Here is a 16,552-nt window from a genome sequence, read left to right as displayed (position 1 = left end):
AGTTTTGCTTGGCGGCCATAGCGCTTCGGACCCACCCCTTCCCATCCCGAACAGGACCGTGAAACGAAGTTGCGCCGATGATAGTGCACATCCGTGTGCGAAAGTAGGTCACCGCCAGGCTCCCCATCCCACAAAGCCCCGTCCAGATCCCTGGTCGGGGCTTTGTGCTTTCTGGTTCCATCGGGGACGCTTCGGTGCCGTCATTGCGAGGCGCCTCGCTCCGTGTCGTAACGACGACGTCATTGCGAGGCGCGGAGCGCCGTGGCAATCCAGTTCGTTCTTCCGTTTCCTCGCTCTTGTCGGCTATCGACGCGCGCCCCGATATCAGCCCCACCCACTGGATCGCCACGCCCTGCGGGCTCGCGATGACGCGTCGCCATCCGCTCAGTGCGAGGCGCCTCGCTCCGTGTCGCAACGACGCCGTCATTGCGAGGCGCGTAGCGCCGTGGCAATCCAGTTCGTTCTTCCGTTTCCTCGCTCTTGTCGGCTATCGACGCGCGAGGCCATATCAGCCCCACCCACTGGATCGCCACGCCCTGCGGGCTCGCGATGACGCGTCGCCATCCGGTCAGTGCGAGGCGCCTCCCTCCGTGTCGCAACGACTTCGTCATTGCGAGGCGCGTAGCGCCGTGGCAATCCAGTTCGTTCTTCCGTTTCCTCGCTCTTGTCGGCTATCGACGCGCGCCCCGCTATCAGCCCCACCCACTGGATCGCCACGCCCTGCGGGCTCGCGATGACGCGTCACCCTCCGGTCAGTGCGAGGCGCCTCGCTCCGTGTCGCAACGACGCCGTCATTGCGAGGCGCGTAGCGCCGTGGCAATCCAGTTCGTTCTTCCGTCTCCTCGCCCTTTCCGGCTAGCCACGCGCGCGCCGATATCAGCCCCATCCACTGGATCGCCACGCCCTGCGGGCTCGCGATGACGCGTCGCCATCCGGTCAGTGCGAGGCGCCTCGCTCCGTGTCGTAACGAGGCCGTCATTGCGAGGCGCGTAGCGCCGTGGCAATCCACTTCGTTCTTCCGTCTCCTCGCTCTTGTCGGCTATCGACGCGCGCCCCGATATCAGCCCCACCCACTGGATCGCCACGCCCTGCGGGCTCGCGATGACGCGTCGCCATCCGGTCAGTGCGAGGCGCCTCCCTCCGTGTCGCAACTTAAACGTCATTGCGAGGCGCGTAGCGCCGTGGCAATCCAGTTCGTTCTTCCGTTTCCTCGCTCTTGTCGGCTATCGACGCGCGCCCCGATATCAGCCCCACCTACTGGATCGCCACGCCCTGCGGGCTCGCGATGACGGGGGGCCGATCGGGACGCACGCTCACGGCATCGGCCTGTCGTGGGAGGGCCGGCAGGCCCTAATCAAGCACAGCCCACGCTGCTCTTTCACGTTGAGCCGATCTGCCGCGAGCTACGGCAGCCATCGGGCGGCGGACGCGCGTATACTTTGCGTCTTACCCTTACTTTCCGGACGGCTGCGCTGTTGGTCAGCGCGCAGTGGTCGCGAGTCATATCATGTCCAAAACTGTCGGTATCGTCTCACTCGGATGCCCGAAGGCGTCGGTGGACTCTGAACACATCCTCACCAAGCTGCGCGCGGAAGGCTACGAGCTGACGCCTTCGTACGCCGAGTCGGACCTCGTCATCGTCAATACCTGCGGCTTCATCGACGCCGCCGTCGATGAGTCCCTGTCGGCGATCGGCGAGGCGCTGAGCGAGAACGGCAAGGTCATCGTCACCGGCTGTCTCGGCGCGCGCGAGGGTGTTATCCGCAAGGCGCATCCTTCGGTGCTGGCGGTCACCGGTCCGCACGCCGCCGACGAGGTGATGGCGCTGGTGCGCAAGCACCTGCCGAACGACGCCGACAGCGGCGAGGACCTGGTGCCGCCGCAGGGCGTCCGCCTGACCCCGTCGCACTACGCCTACCTCAAGATTTCCGAAGGCTGCAATCATCACTGCACCTTCTGCATCATCCCGAGCCTGCGCGGCCCGCTGGTCAGCCGTCCGATCGGCGAGGTGCTGACAGAGGCCGACCAGCTGGTCGACGCCGGGGTGCGCGAACTGCTGGTGATCTCGCAGGACACCGCGGCCTACGGCCTCGACACAAAATACCGCACCGGCTTCTACAACGGCAGGCCGATGAAGACGCGGATCAAGGAACTGGCTTCGGCGCTGTCGGAGCTCGACATCTGGATCCGTCTGCACTATGTCTATCCTTACCCGGCGGTCGATGAACTGATCCCGCTGATGGCCGAAGGCAAGATCCTTCCCTACCTCGACGTCCCGTTCCAGCACGCCAGCCCGCGCGTGTTGAAGGCGATGCAGCGCCCCGGTGCCGAGAACAATCTCGAACGCATCCGCGCCTGGCGCAAGATCTGCCCCGACCTGACCATCCGCAGCACCTTCATCACCGGTTTCCCCGGCGAGACCGAAGCCGAGTTCGAGGAACTGCTCGCCTTCATCAAGGAAGCGCGGCTCGACCGCGTCGGCTGCTTCCCGTACTCGCCGGTCGAGGGCGCCGCTGCCAACGCGCTGCCCGGTGCCGTTCCCGAGGAGGTGCGCGAGGAGCGCAGGCGGCGGCTGATGGAAGTGCAGGAGGACATCTCGGCCGAACTGCTGGCCGCCAAGATCGGCAAGGAGATCGTGGTCATGGTCGACGAAGTCGACGACGAAGGCATCGTCGCGCGCTCGTCCGCCGACGCGCCCGAGATCGACGGCCTCGTGTACATCGACGGCGAATACGATGCGATGCCCGGTGACTTCGTGCGCGTGCGAGTCGTCGACGCCGACGAGCACGATCTCTACGCCGAGCCTGCCTGAGCGCCGTGCCGCGCGTAGCGGATCCGGCTCATGCGCGCTCAAGTCCAGAGTCGCCTAAACATCCCGGAAAGGCGCTTGGCCACGAAATGCACGAAAAACACGAAGGCGTTCACCGAGTTCGCTACCGAGCCGAGATGAACCGCTTGGCCAAGCGCCAGTCGACCACAAGCCTGTGTGGTATCTCGTGGATTTCGTGTTTTTCGTGGCTCCAAAGAGGTTTTGAGGATCATGGAAGACAGTCTTCTGCTCGCCAGACTCGCGGCCATCGTCGGTCCCGCGCAAGTGCTCACGGGCGCCGGCGACATGGCGCCCGCACTCTCCGACTGGCGCGGACGCTACCGCGGCGCGGCGCGCTGCGTCGTCCGCCCGGGTACGGCCGCTGAAGTCGCGGCGGTGGTCAGGGCCTGCAGCGAAGCCGGCGTGCCGATCGTCCCGCAGGGCGGCAACACCGGCCTGTGCGGCGGCGCGACGCCTGGCGCGAGTGGCGACGCCGTCGTCCTCAGCCTGGCGCGGCTGAACCGCATCCGCGCAGTCGATCCGGCGAACAACACCATCACCGTCGAAGCCGGGTGCACGCTGGCAGCCGTCCAGGAAGCCGCCGCTGCCGCCGGGCGTCTTTTCCCGCTGTCGCTCGCCTCGGAAGGCAGCTGTCAGGTCGGCGGCAACCTGTCCACCAACGCAGGTGGCGTGCAGGTGCTGCGCTACGGCAATGCGCGCGTGCTCACCCTCGGGCTCGAAGTCGTCCTGCCTTCGGGCGAACTCTGGGATGGCCTGCGCGGACTGCGCAAGGACAACACCGGCTACGACCTGAAGCAGCTTTTCATCGGCGCCGAGGGGACGCTCGGCATCATCACCGCGGCCGTGCTCAAGCTCTTTCCGCAGCCGCGCGCGACGGCAACGGCCTGGCTGGCGATCGCCACGCCGGCCGCTTCGCTGGCGGTGCTCGCCCGCCTGCAGGGCGCCTTCGGGGAACTCCTGTCGGCCTGCGAGCTTGTCTCCAGGGTCGCGCTCGACTTGGTCATCCGCCATCTGCCGGGGAGCGTCGCGCCGCTGGCGATCGACAGCGAATGGCAGCTGCTGGTCGAGCTGTCGGGGGGCGGCGAGCAGCAGCGCCTGGAAGAGGCACTGGCCGGCTGTCTTGCCGAAGCGATCGCCGCCGGTGAGGTCGTCGATGCGGTCCTGGCGCAGAGCGGCGATCAGGCCAGGAAGCTGTGGGCGCTGCGCGAGAACATCTCCGAGGCACAGAAGATCGAGGGCTTCTCGATCAAGCACGACATATCGCTGCCGATCTCGCGCATTCCCGACTTCATCGCGCGTACCGATGCGGCCCTGGCCGACGCCTTTCCGGGGATTCGCTGCGTCACCTTCGGCCATGTCGGCGACGGCAACCTGCACTACAACCAGTCGATGGCGGATCCCGCCGACAATGCGCGCCTGCTCGCGACGCAGGTCGCGGTCGACCGGCTGGTGCACGACATGGTTGTCGACTTCGGCGGCAGCATCAGCGCCGAGCACGGCATCGGCCAATTGAAGCGCGACGAACTGGTCCGCTACCGTAGTCCGGTCGAACTGGCAACGATGCGCGCGCTCAAGCAGGCGCTCGATCCGCGCGGCCTGATGAACCCCGGCAAGCTGCTCTAATCAGCAAAGCTGATCCGGTTGCGTCCGCCCTCCTTGGCCCGGTACATCGCCTCGTCGGCGCGCCTGACGATTTCCTTCTGCTCGGCGTCCGCGCCGTCGAACAGGGTGAGGCCGATGCTCGACGAGCAATGGTGCTCGACGACTTCTGCTTCCGCATCGGGCTTCAGCCGATAGGTTTGGGCGAGCGCCGCGCGGATCTTCTCGGCGACCCGCTGCGCGTTCAGGTTTGCTGCAGCGCGGTCTTCACCGAGACCGGTGAGGAGGACGACGAACTCGTCGCCGCCGAGCCGCGCCACGGTATCGACCTCGCGCACGCACAGGCTCAGCCGCCGGGCGACTTCGATCAGCAACAGGTCGCCGACGGCGTGGCCGTGCTGGTCGTTGAGCGGCTTGAAGTTGTCGAGGTCGAGCAGCATCAGCGCCCCGTGTTCGCGACTGCGCCGGCAGGTCGCCAGCGCCGTGTCGAGGCGGTCCTTGAGCAGGCGACGATTGGGTAGCCTGGTCAGGGCGTCGTAGAAGGCGTACTGGCGAATCTGCTCCTCGCTCTGCTTGCGCTCGGTGATGTCGGTCAGGAAATTGAGCGACGCCGGCTTGCCCTGCCAGTCGAACCTGACGCTGCCGATGTCGAACCAGCGCGGCCCGCGATGAGCGGTGGCAAGGGGTATCTCGAAGCGGAGCTGGCTGACGTCACCGCTTATTTGCTTGCCATAGAACTCCCTGAAGGCGGGGCGCTCGGCCTCGAGCACGAACTCGATGTAAGGGCGTGCGAACAAGGCCTCACGGCTGTAGCCGAGAAGCTCCAGGAAAGCCGGGTTGCAGTAGCGCAGGTAGCCGCCTTCTGCCACGCAGATGCCCTCGGTGCTCGACTCGATCAACTGGCGGTAGCGCTCCTCGCTCTCGCGCAGCTTCGTTTCGGCGGCGTTTTGCTCGAGCGCGATGCTGGCCAGTCGCGCCGACTGTTCGATCAGGGTGATGTCTGCGGCCGTCGGCGTGTGCACCTCGCGCTGATAGATGGCGAAGGTGCCGAGCACCGCGCCCGATGCGTCGACGATCGGTTGCGACCAGCAAGAGCGCAGGCCGTTGCCGATCGCAGTCGCACGGAAGGACTCCCAGTGCGGATCGCTCGCGATGTCGCTGGTGACGACGCGCTCGCCGGTGCTGGCTGCAGTGCCGCAGGCACCCACTCCGACCGCCACGGGAATGCCCGCGCCGAGAAGACGGTTCCAGTCTGCGGGCAGGTTCGGTGCGAACACCCGGCCGAGCTGGCGGCCCTCCTCGTCCATGAGCAGGATGCTGCACAGCATGTGCGGGCACTGCCGTTCGATGCCGGCGATGATCGCCAGCAGGATCTCGTCCACCTCGGCGTCGCCGGCGAGCATCTCGAGGATGCGGGTGCGGAAGGCATTGAATTCCTCCAGCGACTTGCGTTCGTCGATGTCGGCGATGGTGCCGAGGATGCGCTCGGCCCGCCCGTCTCCGCTCTTGCTGACGACCACCCCGCGTCCGAGGAGCCACTTGTAGCCGCCGTCCTTGCAGCGCATGCGCAGGTCGACCCGGTAGCTGTCGATTTTGCCGTCGACGCAGGCCTGCACCTTCGCCTGGACAGTAGCGAGGTCATCGGGGTGGGCGCGCCCTAACCACTCTTCCTCGCTGTCGCCGATCTCGCCTTCGCCGTAGCCGAGCAGGGCTTTCCAGGTCGGCGAATAGAAGATCCTGTGCTCGGCCACGTTCCAGTCGAACAGCCCATCACCCGAGCCCTCGATCGCGAATTTCCAGCGGAACTCGCTCTCGCGCAGCAGCGCCTCGCGATCCTTCAACTCGCCGGCCAGGGCCTCGACCTCGCGCAGCGCCCGCGAGCGGCTCTGCAACAGGAAGAGCATTCCGCAGAGGAGCGCGCTGATGCAGACGCCGCCCGCCAGCGTGAGCCAGGCCGGGAAATAGTCGATCTCGGCGGCGGCCTGGCTGTGGTCGAAGACGAGCAGCCAGTGCGTGCCGTTGAAGCCGATCTGCCGCTGCTGATGGAAAAGCGGGGAAGGGTCGGGAGTGCGCCGGATCCCGCTGTCGAACAGCAGTTGCTCAGCCGCCATCGACTCGCCGTCGTAGATGCGCAGGCCGGGACGCTTCTGCTCGTCGACCGACCAGCCGCCGAGCATCCCCGCCATCAGGTCGTTCATGCGGTAGGGGCTATAGACCCAGCCGAGCAGCGCATCCCGCCGTTCCTCGACCGTTTCGGTGCTCGCGCCGTTGCGATAGACCGGAATGTACATCAGCGTGCCGGATTGCACGTCCTCTCCGGTTTCCTGCACCAGGACGACCTTGCCCGACAGCGCCGGGCTGCCGGTGTCGCGCGCCCGCGCCATCGCCGTCTGGCGCACCGGCTCGGAATACATGTCGTAACCGAAGGCCCGCTGGTTGCGCGCGTCGAAAGGTTCGAGATAGACGATCGCCGAGTAGGCTGCGCGCTCGCCGCTCGGACGCACCTCGTAATCGGGGAATCCCTCGCCGCGGACCCGGGCCGTGTGTGCCGCCAGGCGATCGGGGCGGATGAACTCGGTGAAGCCGATGCCCTGCACGCCGGGAACGAAGCCCTCGGTGTGCAGGGTTTCGACGTAATCCTTCCACTGCGCGCGACTGACTTCCCCGGTCGCCGCAAAGAGGGCCTTGCCCCCCTGCAGGATCGAGGCGTAGGCGGCCAGGCGGTCCTCGATCTTCAGCGTGATCCGGTCGGAGACCAGGGCAAATTCGGCGGCCGCCTTTTCCTCGACGCTGGTCTTGACCTGGACGCTAGCCATGATGGTGAGCAGCAGGCCTCCAAGCAGGGTCAGCGCCGGCGAAACGAATCTTGCGAGGACTTGGGGCATGGAGAAAGTTTGCGTGGCGGTCGTCGCTTGCATCGTTCAGCGCACGGCGGCCCAGGCGAGCAGGAGCAGGAGGCCGAGGCCGCCGACACCGGCATGGAGCGCGACCATCGACATGGCGAGCCGTCCTTTCGCCTCGCGCACCAGCACCGGCTTTACCAGTCCCGAGAACAGGGCCAGCGCCGTCGCCAGCACCGCGCCGTTGCCGAGCGTGCGCAGCAGGCTGCCCTCGGCCGTCTCGCCGAGCATGAAGAGCACGACGAACTTCATCGCGGCGACGCCGAGGATCAGGTGAAAGCCGACCATCCACAGCTTGCGCGGCGTATCGCGCAGGTATTGCCAGCCGAGCACCAGTCCGAGCAGTGCCGAAGCGGCGAGGAGGGTGACAGCCAGGCTCATGTTCATCATCGTCGTCCGTTCGTCGAAACAGCTAGTTTACAGCACAGGCGCCGGCAAGCCGGCGAGCCAGGCGAGCAGCAGCAGGTAGCCGAGCAGCCCGGCGCCGAAGTGCACGGCCAGCGCCGTGCTGCCGACCTTGCGCGGTCGTTTCTGCGCGATCAGCGGCGTCAGGAAACCGGTCAGCATCGCCGCGACCAGCAGGATGGCCGCGATGTTGCCGATGCCGCCGGCGCCGGCCGCGACGCCCTCCGGCAACTCGCCGCGCAGCATCACCATCGTCTCGATGCCGGCGGCACCGGCGACGAGATGCAGGCCGACCAGCGTCGGCGACATCTTCACGCGCTTCAAGTACTGCCAGCCGAGAAAGCTTCCGAGCGCCACCGAGGCGCCGAAGAGGGTGATCGAGGGAATTCCTTGCATGTTTTCGCTTGCTGGCTGCGCGAGGGGCGGCGCGCACGCGGCATCAAGCCCGGAGGATGAGGGTGGCGCGTAACTATACAGCATCAGGGAGCGTTTGCCGGCATCGCCGACCAACGCTCCCTGATCATTGCCACATCACTTCCATCCTCGGATCTGCTCACTGCGCTAGAAACCCCTTTCCATCAGTCGCGACGAACCGGGTTTCAGACGCGCACGAAGCGACGACGGGTGGCGGCGAGACCGACCAGTCCGAGGCCCAGCAGCGCCATCGAGGCGGGTTCGGGGATGGTGGTGTTGGTGCCAGAGGTGGCGCTAGAAATGTCCAGATTGAGAACATAGCTCGTGTTAGCCGTGAGCTGGAAATTGTCGCTATCCATCACGAACGAATCAAAGCTCAGTCCTGTTCCGCAATTTTGATTTACACCATTTTGCGAGCTGCAGGTGTGATTGAGTTGAGCGGGACTGAACTGGTACAGGGCGGTGTCACTGCCCTCCTGCGTCACTGTGAATAGCCCGGTGATTGTCGCCTGAGCGGTATCACCGGCGTCAGAATACGCAGTGTACGCGGCCTTTGCCAACGATGCTTTGAAATCAACCCAAATGTCCTGACTACCGACCCTTACGACGCCCACCGTGAACGTGTTTTTATTGCGCGCCCCAGACGTTGGGGCGGAGGCGGACGATTCGGGAACCACGATTTCAGATGCGTTGTTGACAGACGCTACTATGCCAGCCACCGTTGCCGTGGTCAGGGCGTCACCGCGCGCCCCGACTCCCGCCACCGGCGCATTCTTCAGCGCGTAGTAATTCCAGTCGTTCTCGCCAGGGAAGCCTCCGGGGCCCGCAGTCTGTTGAAGAACGTCCGACAGGGCGTCAAAAGCCACTGACTTGGAATCGGCAGCCCCTGGTGAGCCTGTCCAAGTTGCACTCGCCTCAGTAACCCGGGGAGAAGCGGAAGCACTGATGGTGTAATCGGTGCCCAGTACGGCCGCGGCTCCCTCAGCACTATCAAGCCAATAGCCAACCTTGAAATTTGTGAGTTGAACGCTCGCGTAAGCGGTTGCGGCTGCCTGCGCATTCCCCGCTGCTCCCAGTCCCAGTGCCGCAATGGCAACGGCGGCTGCCAGTGTGCTCTTCTTGAAAAGATTGCGTTTCATTTTGCTCTCCTTCAGTTCAGCCCATGTCGATGATGCTGTCTTGGGCCAGGTAAGTCATGAAGTCCCTGCCCGCGCACTGATAGAAGCAGGGCGCGTGCCAGTCCGCGCGGGCACACCGCGAACTGCGGCTAGATGACTGAATGAAGGAGACTTTTTTCCCGAGTCGGGGGTGTGGGCGAGCGCCTTGAAGGGCTCCTCGGCGAGGGGGTGTAAAGAAAACCGGCACTGGCGGGAGGGCACGCCTCCCGACCTTGGCGCCGGCCCGGCGGGCCGGCCGCTTCAGTGCAGCGTCGGCGGCTTGTCGTCGAACAGCGCTTCGATCGCATCGGCGTCGAAGCGGTAGTCGCGGTTGGCCAGGTCGTCGCGGATGTGGACTTCGCCGTGCTCGCGCAGCAATTCCTCGACCTCGGCGCGACCGAGCGAGCGCAGCATGGTGCGCACCTTGTCCCAGTCCTCGGGGCAGTCGTGCAGCACCTGGCGCGGCGTGAAGACGCGCACGGTCTCCTCGTGGAAGAGCCGCGTCAGGAGTTCTTCGGCCGGCAGTACGAGCAGCTCGTCGCGGGTGACCGTGCCGGCCAGCCCGGTGGCGCGGTGCCAGCCGTCCGCATCGCGCAGGTCGGCGTCGGGCAGCTTCTGCAGCAGGACGCCGCCGGCACCGCCAGCCGCAGCGGCGAGGACAAGGCGCGAAGGCAGCTGTTCGGAGAGCCCGAGGTAATGCTCGAAGACTTCGGCGATGGTGTCGCCCTGCATCGGCACGATGCTCTGCCACGGCTCGCGCATGTTCGGCGAGTCGAGCGAGAGCAGCAGTTGGCCGTCGCCGAGCAGTTCGCGCAGCGGCGCCGCTGCGACGGTCGGCGCGGCGTTGGCCATCGCGCGCAGGTTGAGGCGTTCGTCGCAATCGACGACGAGCAGCGAGACCGGTCCGTTGCCGCGCAGCTGGAAGGTGATGCGGCCCGGCTGCTTGAGCGCGTCGGCGATGAACAGCGCGGTCGCGCACATCTCGCCGAGCAGCGCATTGACGGGGGCAGGATAGTTGCGGCCGGCGACGATCTGCTGCCAGACGGGACCGAGGCGGACGACGGCGCCGCGGATGTCGAGGTCCTCGAGCAGGAAGCGCTGGATCATGTCGATGCTCATGCCAGCACCTCCCGGTAACGCTCCGGGTCGAAGCCGACCAAGAGCTGCGCGTCGCCGAACTCGATCAATGGCCGCTTGATCAAGGTTGGCTGCGCCGCCATCAGCGCCAGCGCGCTGGCCTCGTCGATGCCGGCGCGCTGTTCTTCCGCCAGCTTCCTCCAGGTCAGTCCCTGCCGGTTGAGCAGCTTCTCCCAGCCGACGAGCCGGTTCCACTCGGGCAGCTTGCCGGCGGCGACGCCGGCTTTCTTGTAGTCGATGAACTCGTAGGCGACAGCGTTCGCATCGAGCCAGGCGAAGGCCTTCTTCATGGTGTCGCAGTTCTTTATGCCGTAAACAAGGCAGGGGCGGTCAGGAGTGGTCATTTGACGGGTGGGGCGCTCGGCCGCGGTTCGAAAGCCCGCCATTTTACCGGTGCCGGCCAGGTGCCGGGGGCACCATGTGCGCAGCGAAGCCCCGGGCCGGCCTCGTCGAAGCACTGTCGAATCCTGCACCTGGCAGCGCCCTTCGACGGGCTCGGGGCGAGCGGATCAAAGTGAATTTGCCAATGACATCGAATTCGCGATGGCGGCAGGGGGCTTGCGCAGGCTAGACTATGACCATGGCTTTTTCGGCTGGCTGACGGGAGGGCTCACGGTGCAACGTTCTTCGATCATCGGAAAGACGCCGGCGGGGTTGCGCGTGCCGCCGCATCTTGCGGACTACGCCGCCGAGCGCGCCGCTTTTTCCTGGGAGTTGGCGCGCAGGCAACTCGCCGGGCTGCCCGGTGGCGGTCTCAACATCGCCTGGGAAGCGGTCGATCGCCATGCGCAGGGCGAATTGCGCGAGCGCGTCGCCTTCCGCTTTCTCGGCGACCCGTGTCTCGCTCTGCCGGCACAGAGGGAGGTCAGCTTCGGCGAGCTCTCGCGTCTCAGCAACCGCTTTGCCAACGTGCTGAGAGAGCTCGGCGTCGCCAGGGGCGAGTGCCTGTTCATCTTGAGCGGGCGTATTCCCGAGCTCTACGTCGGCATGCTCGGCGCCTTCAAGAACGCGAGCGTGGTCGCGCCGCTCTTTTCCGCGTTCGGGCCGGAACCGCTCGCCACGCGCATCCGGATCGGCCAGGGGGCGGTGCTGCTCACCACCGCGTCGCTCTACGAGCGCAAGGTGGCGAAGATCCGCGACCAGCTGCCGAGCCTGCGCCACGTGCTGGTCGTCGGCGAGGACGGCGCACGCAGCGACATTCCCGGAACGCTCGATCTCGGCGCACTGATGGCCACGGCGGCGGACGAGTTCGAGATCGTCAGGACGATGCCCGAGGATCCGGCGCTGCTGCACTTCACCAGCGGGACGACCGGCACCCCCAAGGGTGCGGTGCATGTCCACGACGCGGTGGTGACGCACTGGGCGACCGGCAGGTACGCGCTCGACCTGCATCCTGAAGACGTCTTCTGGTGCACCGCCGACCCCGGCTGGGTGACGGGCACCTCCTACGGCGTCATCGCACCGCTCGTGCACGGGGTTACCTCGATCGTCGATGCCGGCGATTTCGACGCCGAGCGCTGGTACCGGATCCTGCACGAGCAGCAGGTGAGCGTGTGGTACACGGCGCCGACCGCGATCCGAATGCTGATGAAGGCGGGCAGCGCGCTCGCGCGCAAGTATTCGTTCCCGCAACTGCGCTTCGTCGCCAGCGTCGGCGAGCCGCTCAATCCCGAGGCCGTCTGGTGGGGACTCGAAGCCTTCGGGTTGCCCATCCACGACAACTGGTGGCAGACCGAGACCGGCGGCATCATGATCGCCAACACCCCGGCGGCGGACATCAAGCCCGGATCGATGGGACGGCCGCTTCCCGGCATCGACGCGGCGATCGTGCGCCGGCGCGAAGACGGCAGCGTCGAGGTGATCGAGGCGCCCGACAGGGAAGGCGAACTCGCCCTGAAGCGTGGCTGGCCGTCGATGCTGCGCGGCTACCTCGACAATGAGGAGCGCTACCGCAAGTGTTTCTCCGGCGACTGGTACCTCACTGGCGACCTCGCCCGGCGCGACGCCGATGGCTACTTCTGGTTCGTCGGCCGCGCCGACGACGTGATCAAGTCGGCCGGCCACCTGATCGGACCGTTCGAGGTCGAAAGCGCGCTGATGGAGCACCCGGCGGTCGCCGAGGCCGGCGTCATCGGCAAGCCAGACCCGCTGGTGGGCGAGGTGGTCAAGGCCTTCGTCTCGCTGCGCCAGGGGTTCGTGGCGAGCGAGGCGCTGCGCCGCGAGCTGCTCGGCCACGCGCGCCAGCGGCTCGGCGCTGCGGTGGCGCCGAAGGAGATCGAATTCGTCGGTACCTTGCCGCGCACGCGCAGCGGCAAGATCATGCGCCGTCTGCTCAAGGCGCGCGAACTCGGGCTGCCGGAGGGCGACACCTCGACCCTGGAGTCGGCTGGCGAAGCGGGGAGCGAAGCAGGCAGTGAAGCGGCCTCCAGGGAGGGATGCTGAATGGAAAACAAAGCCCACGATACGGCTCCCGGCGGCAGGGACTTCGCCCGCCGCCTGATCGCCGACATGCTGCGCATCCGGCGCATGGAAGAGAAATGTGCCGAGCTCTACGGCGCGGGCAAGATCCGCGGCTTCCTGCACCTCTACATCGGCGAAGAGGCCTGCGCCGTCGGTGCCCTGCACGCGCTGAAGGAAGAGGACAACATCGTCGCCACCTATCGCGAACATGGCCATGCGCTGGTCCGCGGCGTGCCGATGGCGTCGATCATGGCCGAGATGTACGGCAAGGCCAGTGGCTGCTGCCGTGGACGTGGCGGCTCGATGCACCTGTTCGACGCGGCGAGGCGCTTCTACGGCGGCAACGCCATCGTCGGTGGCGGCCTGCCGCTCGCCGTCGGGCTGGCCCTGGCCGACAAGATGCAGGGGCGCAGCCGCGTCAGCGCGTGTTTCTTCGGCGATGGGGCGGTGGCCGAGGGCGCCTTCCACGAGGCGATGAACCTCGCCGCGCTGTGGCAACTGCCGGTGCTGTTCCTGTGCGAGAACAATTTCTACGGAATGGGAACGGCGCTGGCGCGGGCCGAGGCGCAGACCGATCTCACGGCCAAGGCCGCGAGCTACCGGATGGCGGCGGCGAAGGCAGACGGCATGGACGTGCTCGCCGTGCATGCCGCAACCGAACGCGCGGCCGCGCGGGTGCGTGCTGGCAAGGGGCCGCTCTTCCTCGAACTGCAGACCTACCGCTTCCGCGCGCACTCGATGTTCGACCCGGAACTCTACCGCGACCAAGCCGAAGTCGAGGAGTGGAAAGAGCGCGATCCCCTGCATGTCTTCCCGGCGCGCCTGCAGGCCCAAGGCGTGCTCGACGAGGACGAGATTGCCGCGCTCGACGCGGTTGCCGAAGCCGAGGTCGCCGCCGCCGTCGAGTTTGCCGAAGCGGCGCCGTGGGAGCCTGTTGCCGACCTGTTCAAGGACGTGCACACGCCGGAGGGAGAGCCATGAAGATCAGCTACCGCGAGGCCATTCGCCAGGCGCTGCGCGAGGCACTGCTCGGCGATGCGCGCGTCTTCCTGATGGGCGAGGACGTCGGCCGCTACGGCGGCACCTACGCGGTGTCGAAGGGTCTGCTCGCGGAATTCGGCCCCGAACGCATCCGCGACACGCCGCTTTCCGAGCTCGGCTTCGTCGGCGCCGGCATCGGCGCCGCGCTCGGCGGCATGCGCCCGATCGTCGAGGTGATGACCGTGAACTTCAGCCTGCTCGCGCTCGACCAGATCGTGAACAGCGCCTCGCTCTTGCGCCACATGTCCGGCGGCCAGTTCTCGGTGCCGCTGGTGGTACGCATGGCGACCGGAGCCGGCCGCCAGCTCGCCGCGCAGCACTCGCACAGCCTCGAGAACTGGTACGCGCACATCCCCGGCATCCGCGTGCTGGCGCCGGCGACCGTCACCGACGCGCGTGGCATGCTGGCGCCGGCGCTCGCCGATCCCGACCCGGTGATCATCTTCGAGCACGCGCAGCTCTACAACCTGGAAGGCGAACTCCCCGACGACTGGCGCTGCGACATCAGCCACGCCGCCGTGCGCCGCGTCGGAACGCAGCTTTCCCTGATCACCTGGGGTGGGTCGCTGCCAAAGGCGCTGCAGGCAGCGGCGGAACTGGCGGCCGCGGGGATCGAGGTGGAGGTGATCGACCTGCGCGTGCTGCGTCCGCTCGACGCAGAGACCGTCTACGCGTCGGTGCGGAAAACCCACCGCGCACTGGTGGTCGACGAGGGCTGGAAGAGCGGCAGCCTCGCAGCAGAAGTCGTCGCCAGGATCGCCGAGGACTGCCTCTACGAGCTCGACGCGCCACCGCGCCGGCTGTGCACCGCCGAGGTGCCGATTCCCTACGCGCGCCACCTGGAGGAAGCCGCCTTGCCGCAAGCCGACAGGATCGTCGCCGCCGTCCGGGAGATGCTCGATGTTTGAATTCAAGTTGCCGTCGCTCGGTGCCGACATGGACGAGGGCACCCTGCTCGAATGGAAGGTCGCTCCCGGCGAAGCGGTGCACAAGGGGCAGGTCGTCGCCGTCGTCGATACGGCGAAGGCGGCCGTCGATGTCGAGATCTGGTCCCCCGGCACCATCCACGAACTGCTGGTCGAGCCCGGGCAGACGATTCCCGTGGGCACGGTCCTGGCGACCCTGCTCGCGCCCGGGGAGACGGCACCGCCGCCGGCTGTTTCAGCGCCGGAGCCGGCAGCCGCGCCTGCGGCCGTCCCCGTCGCTGCCTTGCAGCCGCCGGCAGCTGCCGGCGAACGCCGGCGCGTTTCACCCGCGGCGCGCAAGCACGCCGAGGAACTCGGCATCGATCTGGCGGCCGTCCTCGGCAGCGGCCCCGGCGGCACCGTGACGCTCTCCGACGTCGAGCAGGCGGCAGCCGTTCGCGCCTGGGGCGGCAAAGCCCTCGCTGCGGAGCCGGGCGCGGGCAGCGCTCCTCCAACCGATCGGCAGGCAGAGATGCGCAAGGCGATCGCCGCGGCGATGAGCCGCTCGAAGCGCGAGATCCCGCACTACTACCTCAGCGAAAGCATCGCCATGGCACGCGCGCGTGACTGGCTCCTGCAGGCCAATGCGGGCCGGCCGATCGGCGAGCGCCTGCTGATGGCCGCGCTGCAACTGAAGGCGGTCGCGCTGGCGCTGAAGGAATACCCCGAGATGAACGGCTTCTATCGCAACGGCAGCTTCGAGCCGGCGGGGGCCGCCCACATCGGCGTCGCCATCGCGCTGCGCCAAGGCGGGTTGATCGCGCCGGCGATCCACGACGTCGGCGACAAGACGCTCGAGCAGGTGATGCGTGATCTCGGCGACTTGGTCCGTCGCGTGCGCGCCGGTTCGCTGAAGAGTTCGGAGATGTCCGACCCGACCATCACCGTGACCAATCTCGGCGAGCAGGGAGTCGAGGCGGTGCATGGCGTCATCTATCCGCCGCAGGTGGCGCTGGTCGGCTTAGGCCGGATCGGACTGCGACCGTGGATCGAAGACGACGCACTGTGCGTGCAGCCGGTCGTCACCGCCACCCTCGCAGCCGACCACCGAGTCTCCGACGGCCACCGCGGTGCCCTGTTCCTCGCCGAGTTGCGCGAACGCCTGCAACAGCCGGAGAGCCTTTAACGTGAAACGTGGAACAATTTCGTGAAACATCGGCCGACCTGATCTGCCGAAGCCGTCGCGATCAGCAGCCCGTGAGTTGGCGAGGTCGCGCAACTGGAAGAACGAGTCGTATTGCCACGGCGCTACGCGTCTCGCAAGGACTGCATGGAGAGGGCCCGAGACCGTAATCGTCATCGCGAGCCCGCAGGGCGTGGCGATCCAGTGCGTAGATACTGTTATCGGATCTCCCGAGTTGGCAAGGACGCGGAAATAGAAGAACGAACTGGGTTGCCACGGCGCTACGCGCCTCGCAATGACGGCAGCGAATGGCTGCGTTTCAGGCTCAGGGGACTCCCCACAATCGTTAAGCTGAAACCGTGGCTGTCCCTGATTCGGGCCTTACGGCCCTCCCAGTGCGTCCGTGAGGACGCTTTGTCAGCACGGTGAAAGTCCGTGTCATTGAAAGTCGTAGCAATGTAGCGGAAGGTAACTGCGTCGCCGTGAGGCGGGGTGGAGAGCAACCGGAAGCGAAGAGGTAG

At 66.8% G+C, this 16,552-nt stretch carries 12 protein-coding genes and 1 rRNA gene; 7 read left to right on the top strand and 6 right to left on the bottom strand.

What is annotated here, in order from left to right; all coding sequences use genetic code 11:
- The first annotated feature begins 7 nt into the window (after positions 1-7).
- The 3 genes from rrf (at position 8) to CCR84_RS14135 (ending at position 4,453) form a co-directional block, all read left to right on the top strand.
- Positions 8-120 (top strand): 5S ribosomal RNA (gene rrf / locus CCR84_RS14145).
- A gap of 1,387 nt (positions 121-1,507) precedes the next feature.
- On the top strand, positions 1,508-2,812 hold the full coding sequence (gene rimO, locus CCR84_RS14140; protein WP_201213589.1) for a 30S ribosomal protein S12 methylthiotransferase RimO: 1,305 nt from the start codon (positions 1,508-1,510) through the stop codon (positions 2,810-2,812).
- Positions 2,813-3,040: 228 nt separating this feature from the next.
- Complete coding sequence (locus tag CCR84_RS14135; RefSeq protein WP_201213587.1) at positions 3,041-4,453, top strand: FAD-binding oxidoreductase; 1,413 nt, start codon at positions 3,041-3,043, stop codon at positions 4,451-4,453.
- On the opposite strand, the gene CCR84_RS14130 is transcribed toward CCR84_RS14135, so the two are convergent.
- The 6 genes from CCR84_RS14130 to CCR84_RS14105 all read right to left on the bottom strand — a co-directional run bounded on the left by CCR84_RS14130 (position 4,450) and on the right by CCR84_RS14105 (position 10,786).
- Positions 4,450-7,314, bottom strand: a complete 2,865-nt coding sequence (locus CCR84_RS14130) for a sensor domain-containing diguanylate cyclase (RefSeq protein ID WP_201213585.1) — start codon at positions 7,312-7,314, stop codon at positions 4,450-4,452. The two genes, CCR84_RS14135 and CCR84_RS14130, sit on opposite strands and share 4 nt — an antisense overlap.
- A 36-nt stretch (positions 7,315-7,350) precedes the next feature.
- On the bottom strand, positions 7,351-7,710 hold the full coding sequence (locus tag CCR84_RS14125) for a hypothetical protein (protein ID WP_201213578.1): 360 nt from the start codon (positions 7,708-7,710) through the stop codon (positions 7,351-7,353).
- 36 nt (positions 7,711-7,746) lie between these two features.
- Positions 7,747-8,130: a hypothetical protein gene (locus CCR84_RS14120; protein ID WP_201213572.1), complete on the bottom strand. Its 384-nt coding sequence runs from the start codon at positions 8,128-8,130 to the stop codon at positions 7,747-7,749.
- A gap of 203 nt (positions 8,131-8,333) precedes the next feature.
- Positions 8,334-9,287, bottom strand: a complete 954-nt coding sequence (locus CCR84_RS16575) for an EDSAP-1 family PEP-CTERM protein (protein ID WP_242508747.1) — start codon at positions 9,285-9,287, stop codon at positions 8,334-8,336.
- A 279-nt stretch (positions 9,288-9,566) separates the two neighbouring features.
- Entirely contained in the window at positions 9,567-10,424 is an 858-nt protein-coding gene (gene hslO / locus CCR84_RS14110; RefSeq protein WP_201213570.1) for an Hsp33 family molecular chaperone HslO, read from the bottom strand.
- Positions 10,421-10,786, bottom strand: coding sequence for an ArsC family reductase (locus tag CCR84_RS14105; protein ID WP_201213568.1), 366 nt, complete (start codon positions 10,784-10,786; stop codon positions 10,421-10,423). Before CCR84_RS14105 ends, hslO begins: the two co-directional genes overlap by 4 nt.
- Before the next feature lie 271 nt (positions 10,787-11,057).
- Here CCR84_RS14105 and acsA point away from each other — a divergent pair, with 271 nt between their 5' ends.
- From acsA to CCR84_RS14085, 4 genes are read left to right on the top strand one after another with little or no spacing between them, the layout of a single operon-like run.
- A complete protein-coding gene (gene acsA, locus CCR84_RS14100) occupies positions 11,058-12,884 on the top strand; it encodes an acetate--CoA ligase (protein WP_201213566.1) in 1,827 nt (608 codons plus the stop codon).
- The gene (pdhA, locus tag CCR84_RS14095) at positions 12,885-13,883 is read left to right on the top strand and encodes a pyruvate dehydrogenase (acetyl-transferring) E1 component subunit alpha (protein WP_201213564.1); all 999 of its coding nucleotides are present in this window, start codon (positions 12,885-12,887) and stop codon (positions 13,881-13,883) included. It abuts the gene before it with no gap.
- The gene (locus CCR84_RS14090; RefSeq protein ID WP_201213562.1) at positions 13,880-14,851 is read left to right on the top strand and encodes an alpha-ketoacid dehydrogenase subunit beta; all 972 of its coding nucleotides are present in this window, start codon (positions 13,880-13,882) and stop codon (positions 14,849-14,851) included. The genes pdhA and CCR84_RS14090 overlap by 4 nt, the downstream gene beginning before the upstream one ends.
- Positions 14,844-16,034 (top strand): dihydrolipoamide acetyltransferase family protein, encoded by a 1,191-nt coding sequence (locus CCR84_RS14085; RefSeq protein WP_201213560.1) that lies wholly within the window; start codon positions 14,844-14,846, stop codon positions 16,032-16,034. Before CCR84_RS14090 ends, CCR84_RS14085 begins: the two co-directional genes overlap by 8 nt.
- The last annotated feature ends 518 nt before the right edge of the window (positions 16,035-16,552 follow it).

This window comes from Rhodocyclus purpureus, from assembly GCF_016653115.1.
GTDB classification, from domain to species: Bacteria; Pseudomonadota; Gammaproteobacteria; order Burkholderiales; family Rhodocyclaceae; genus Rhodocyclus; species Rhodocyclus purpureus.
The sequence above is the reverse complement of the archived record's forward strand: the minus strand, read 5'-3'. Positions and strand labels throughout refer to the sequence as shown.

Coding starts and splice junctions, on each gene's coding strand:
- rimO (WP_201213589.1), top strand. CDS start 1,508: ATGTCCAAAACTGTCGGTATCGTCTCACTCGGATGCCCGAAGGCGTCG.
- CCR84_RS14090 (WP_201213562.1), top strand. CDS start 13,880: ATGAAGATCAGCTACCGCGAGGCCATTCGCCAGGCGCTGCGCGAGGCA.
- CCR84_RS14135 (WP_201213587.1), top strand. CDS start 3,041: ATGGAAGACAGTCTTCTGCTCGCCAGACTCGCGGCCATCGTCGGTCCC.
- CCR84_RS14125 (WP_201213578.1), bottom strand. CDS start 7,710: ATGAGCCTGGCTGTCACCCTCCTCGCCGCTTCGGCACTGCTCGGACTG.
- CCR84_RS14105 (WP_201213568.1), bottom strand. CDS start 10,786: ATGACCACTCCTGACCGCCCCTGCCTTGTTTACGGCATAAAGAACTGC.
- CCR84_RS16575 (WP_242508747.1), bottom strand. CDS start 9,287: ATGAAACGCAATCTTTTCAAGAAGAGCACACTGGCAGCCGCCGTTGCC.
- CCR84_RS14120 (WP_201213572.1), bottom strand. CDS start 8,130: ATGCAAGGAATTCCCTCGATCACCCTCTTCGGCGCCTCGGTGGCGCTC.
- hslO (WP_201213570.1), bottom strand. CDS start 10,424: ATGAGCATCGACATGATCCAGCGCTTCCTGCTCGAGGACCTCGACATC.
- CCR84_RS14085 (WP_201213560.1), top strand. CDS start 14,844: ATGTTTGAATTCAAGTTGCCGTCGCTCGGTGCCGACATGGACGAGGGC.
- CCR84_RS14130 (WP_201213585.1), bottom strand. CDS start 7,314: ATGCCCCAAGTCCTCGCAAGATTCGTTTCGCCGGCGCTGACCCTGCTT.
- pdhA (WP_201213564.1), top strand. CDS start 12,885: ATGGAAAACAAAGCCCACGATACGGCTCCCGGCGGCAGGGACTTCGCC.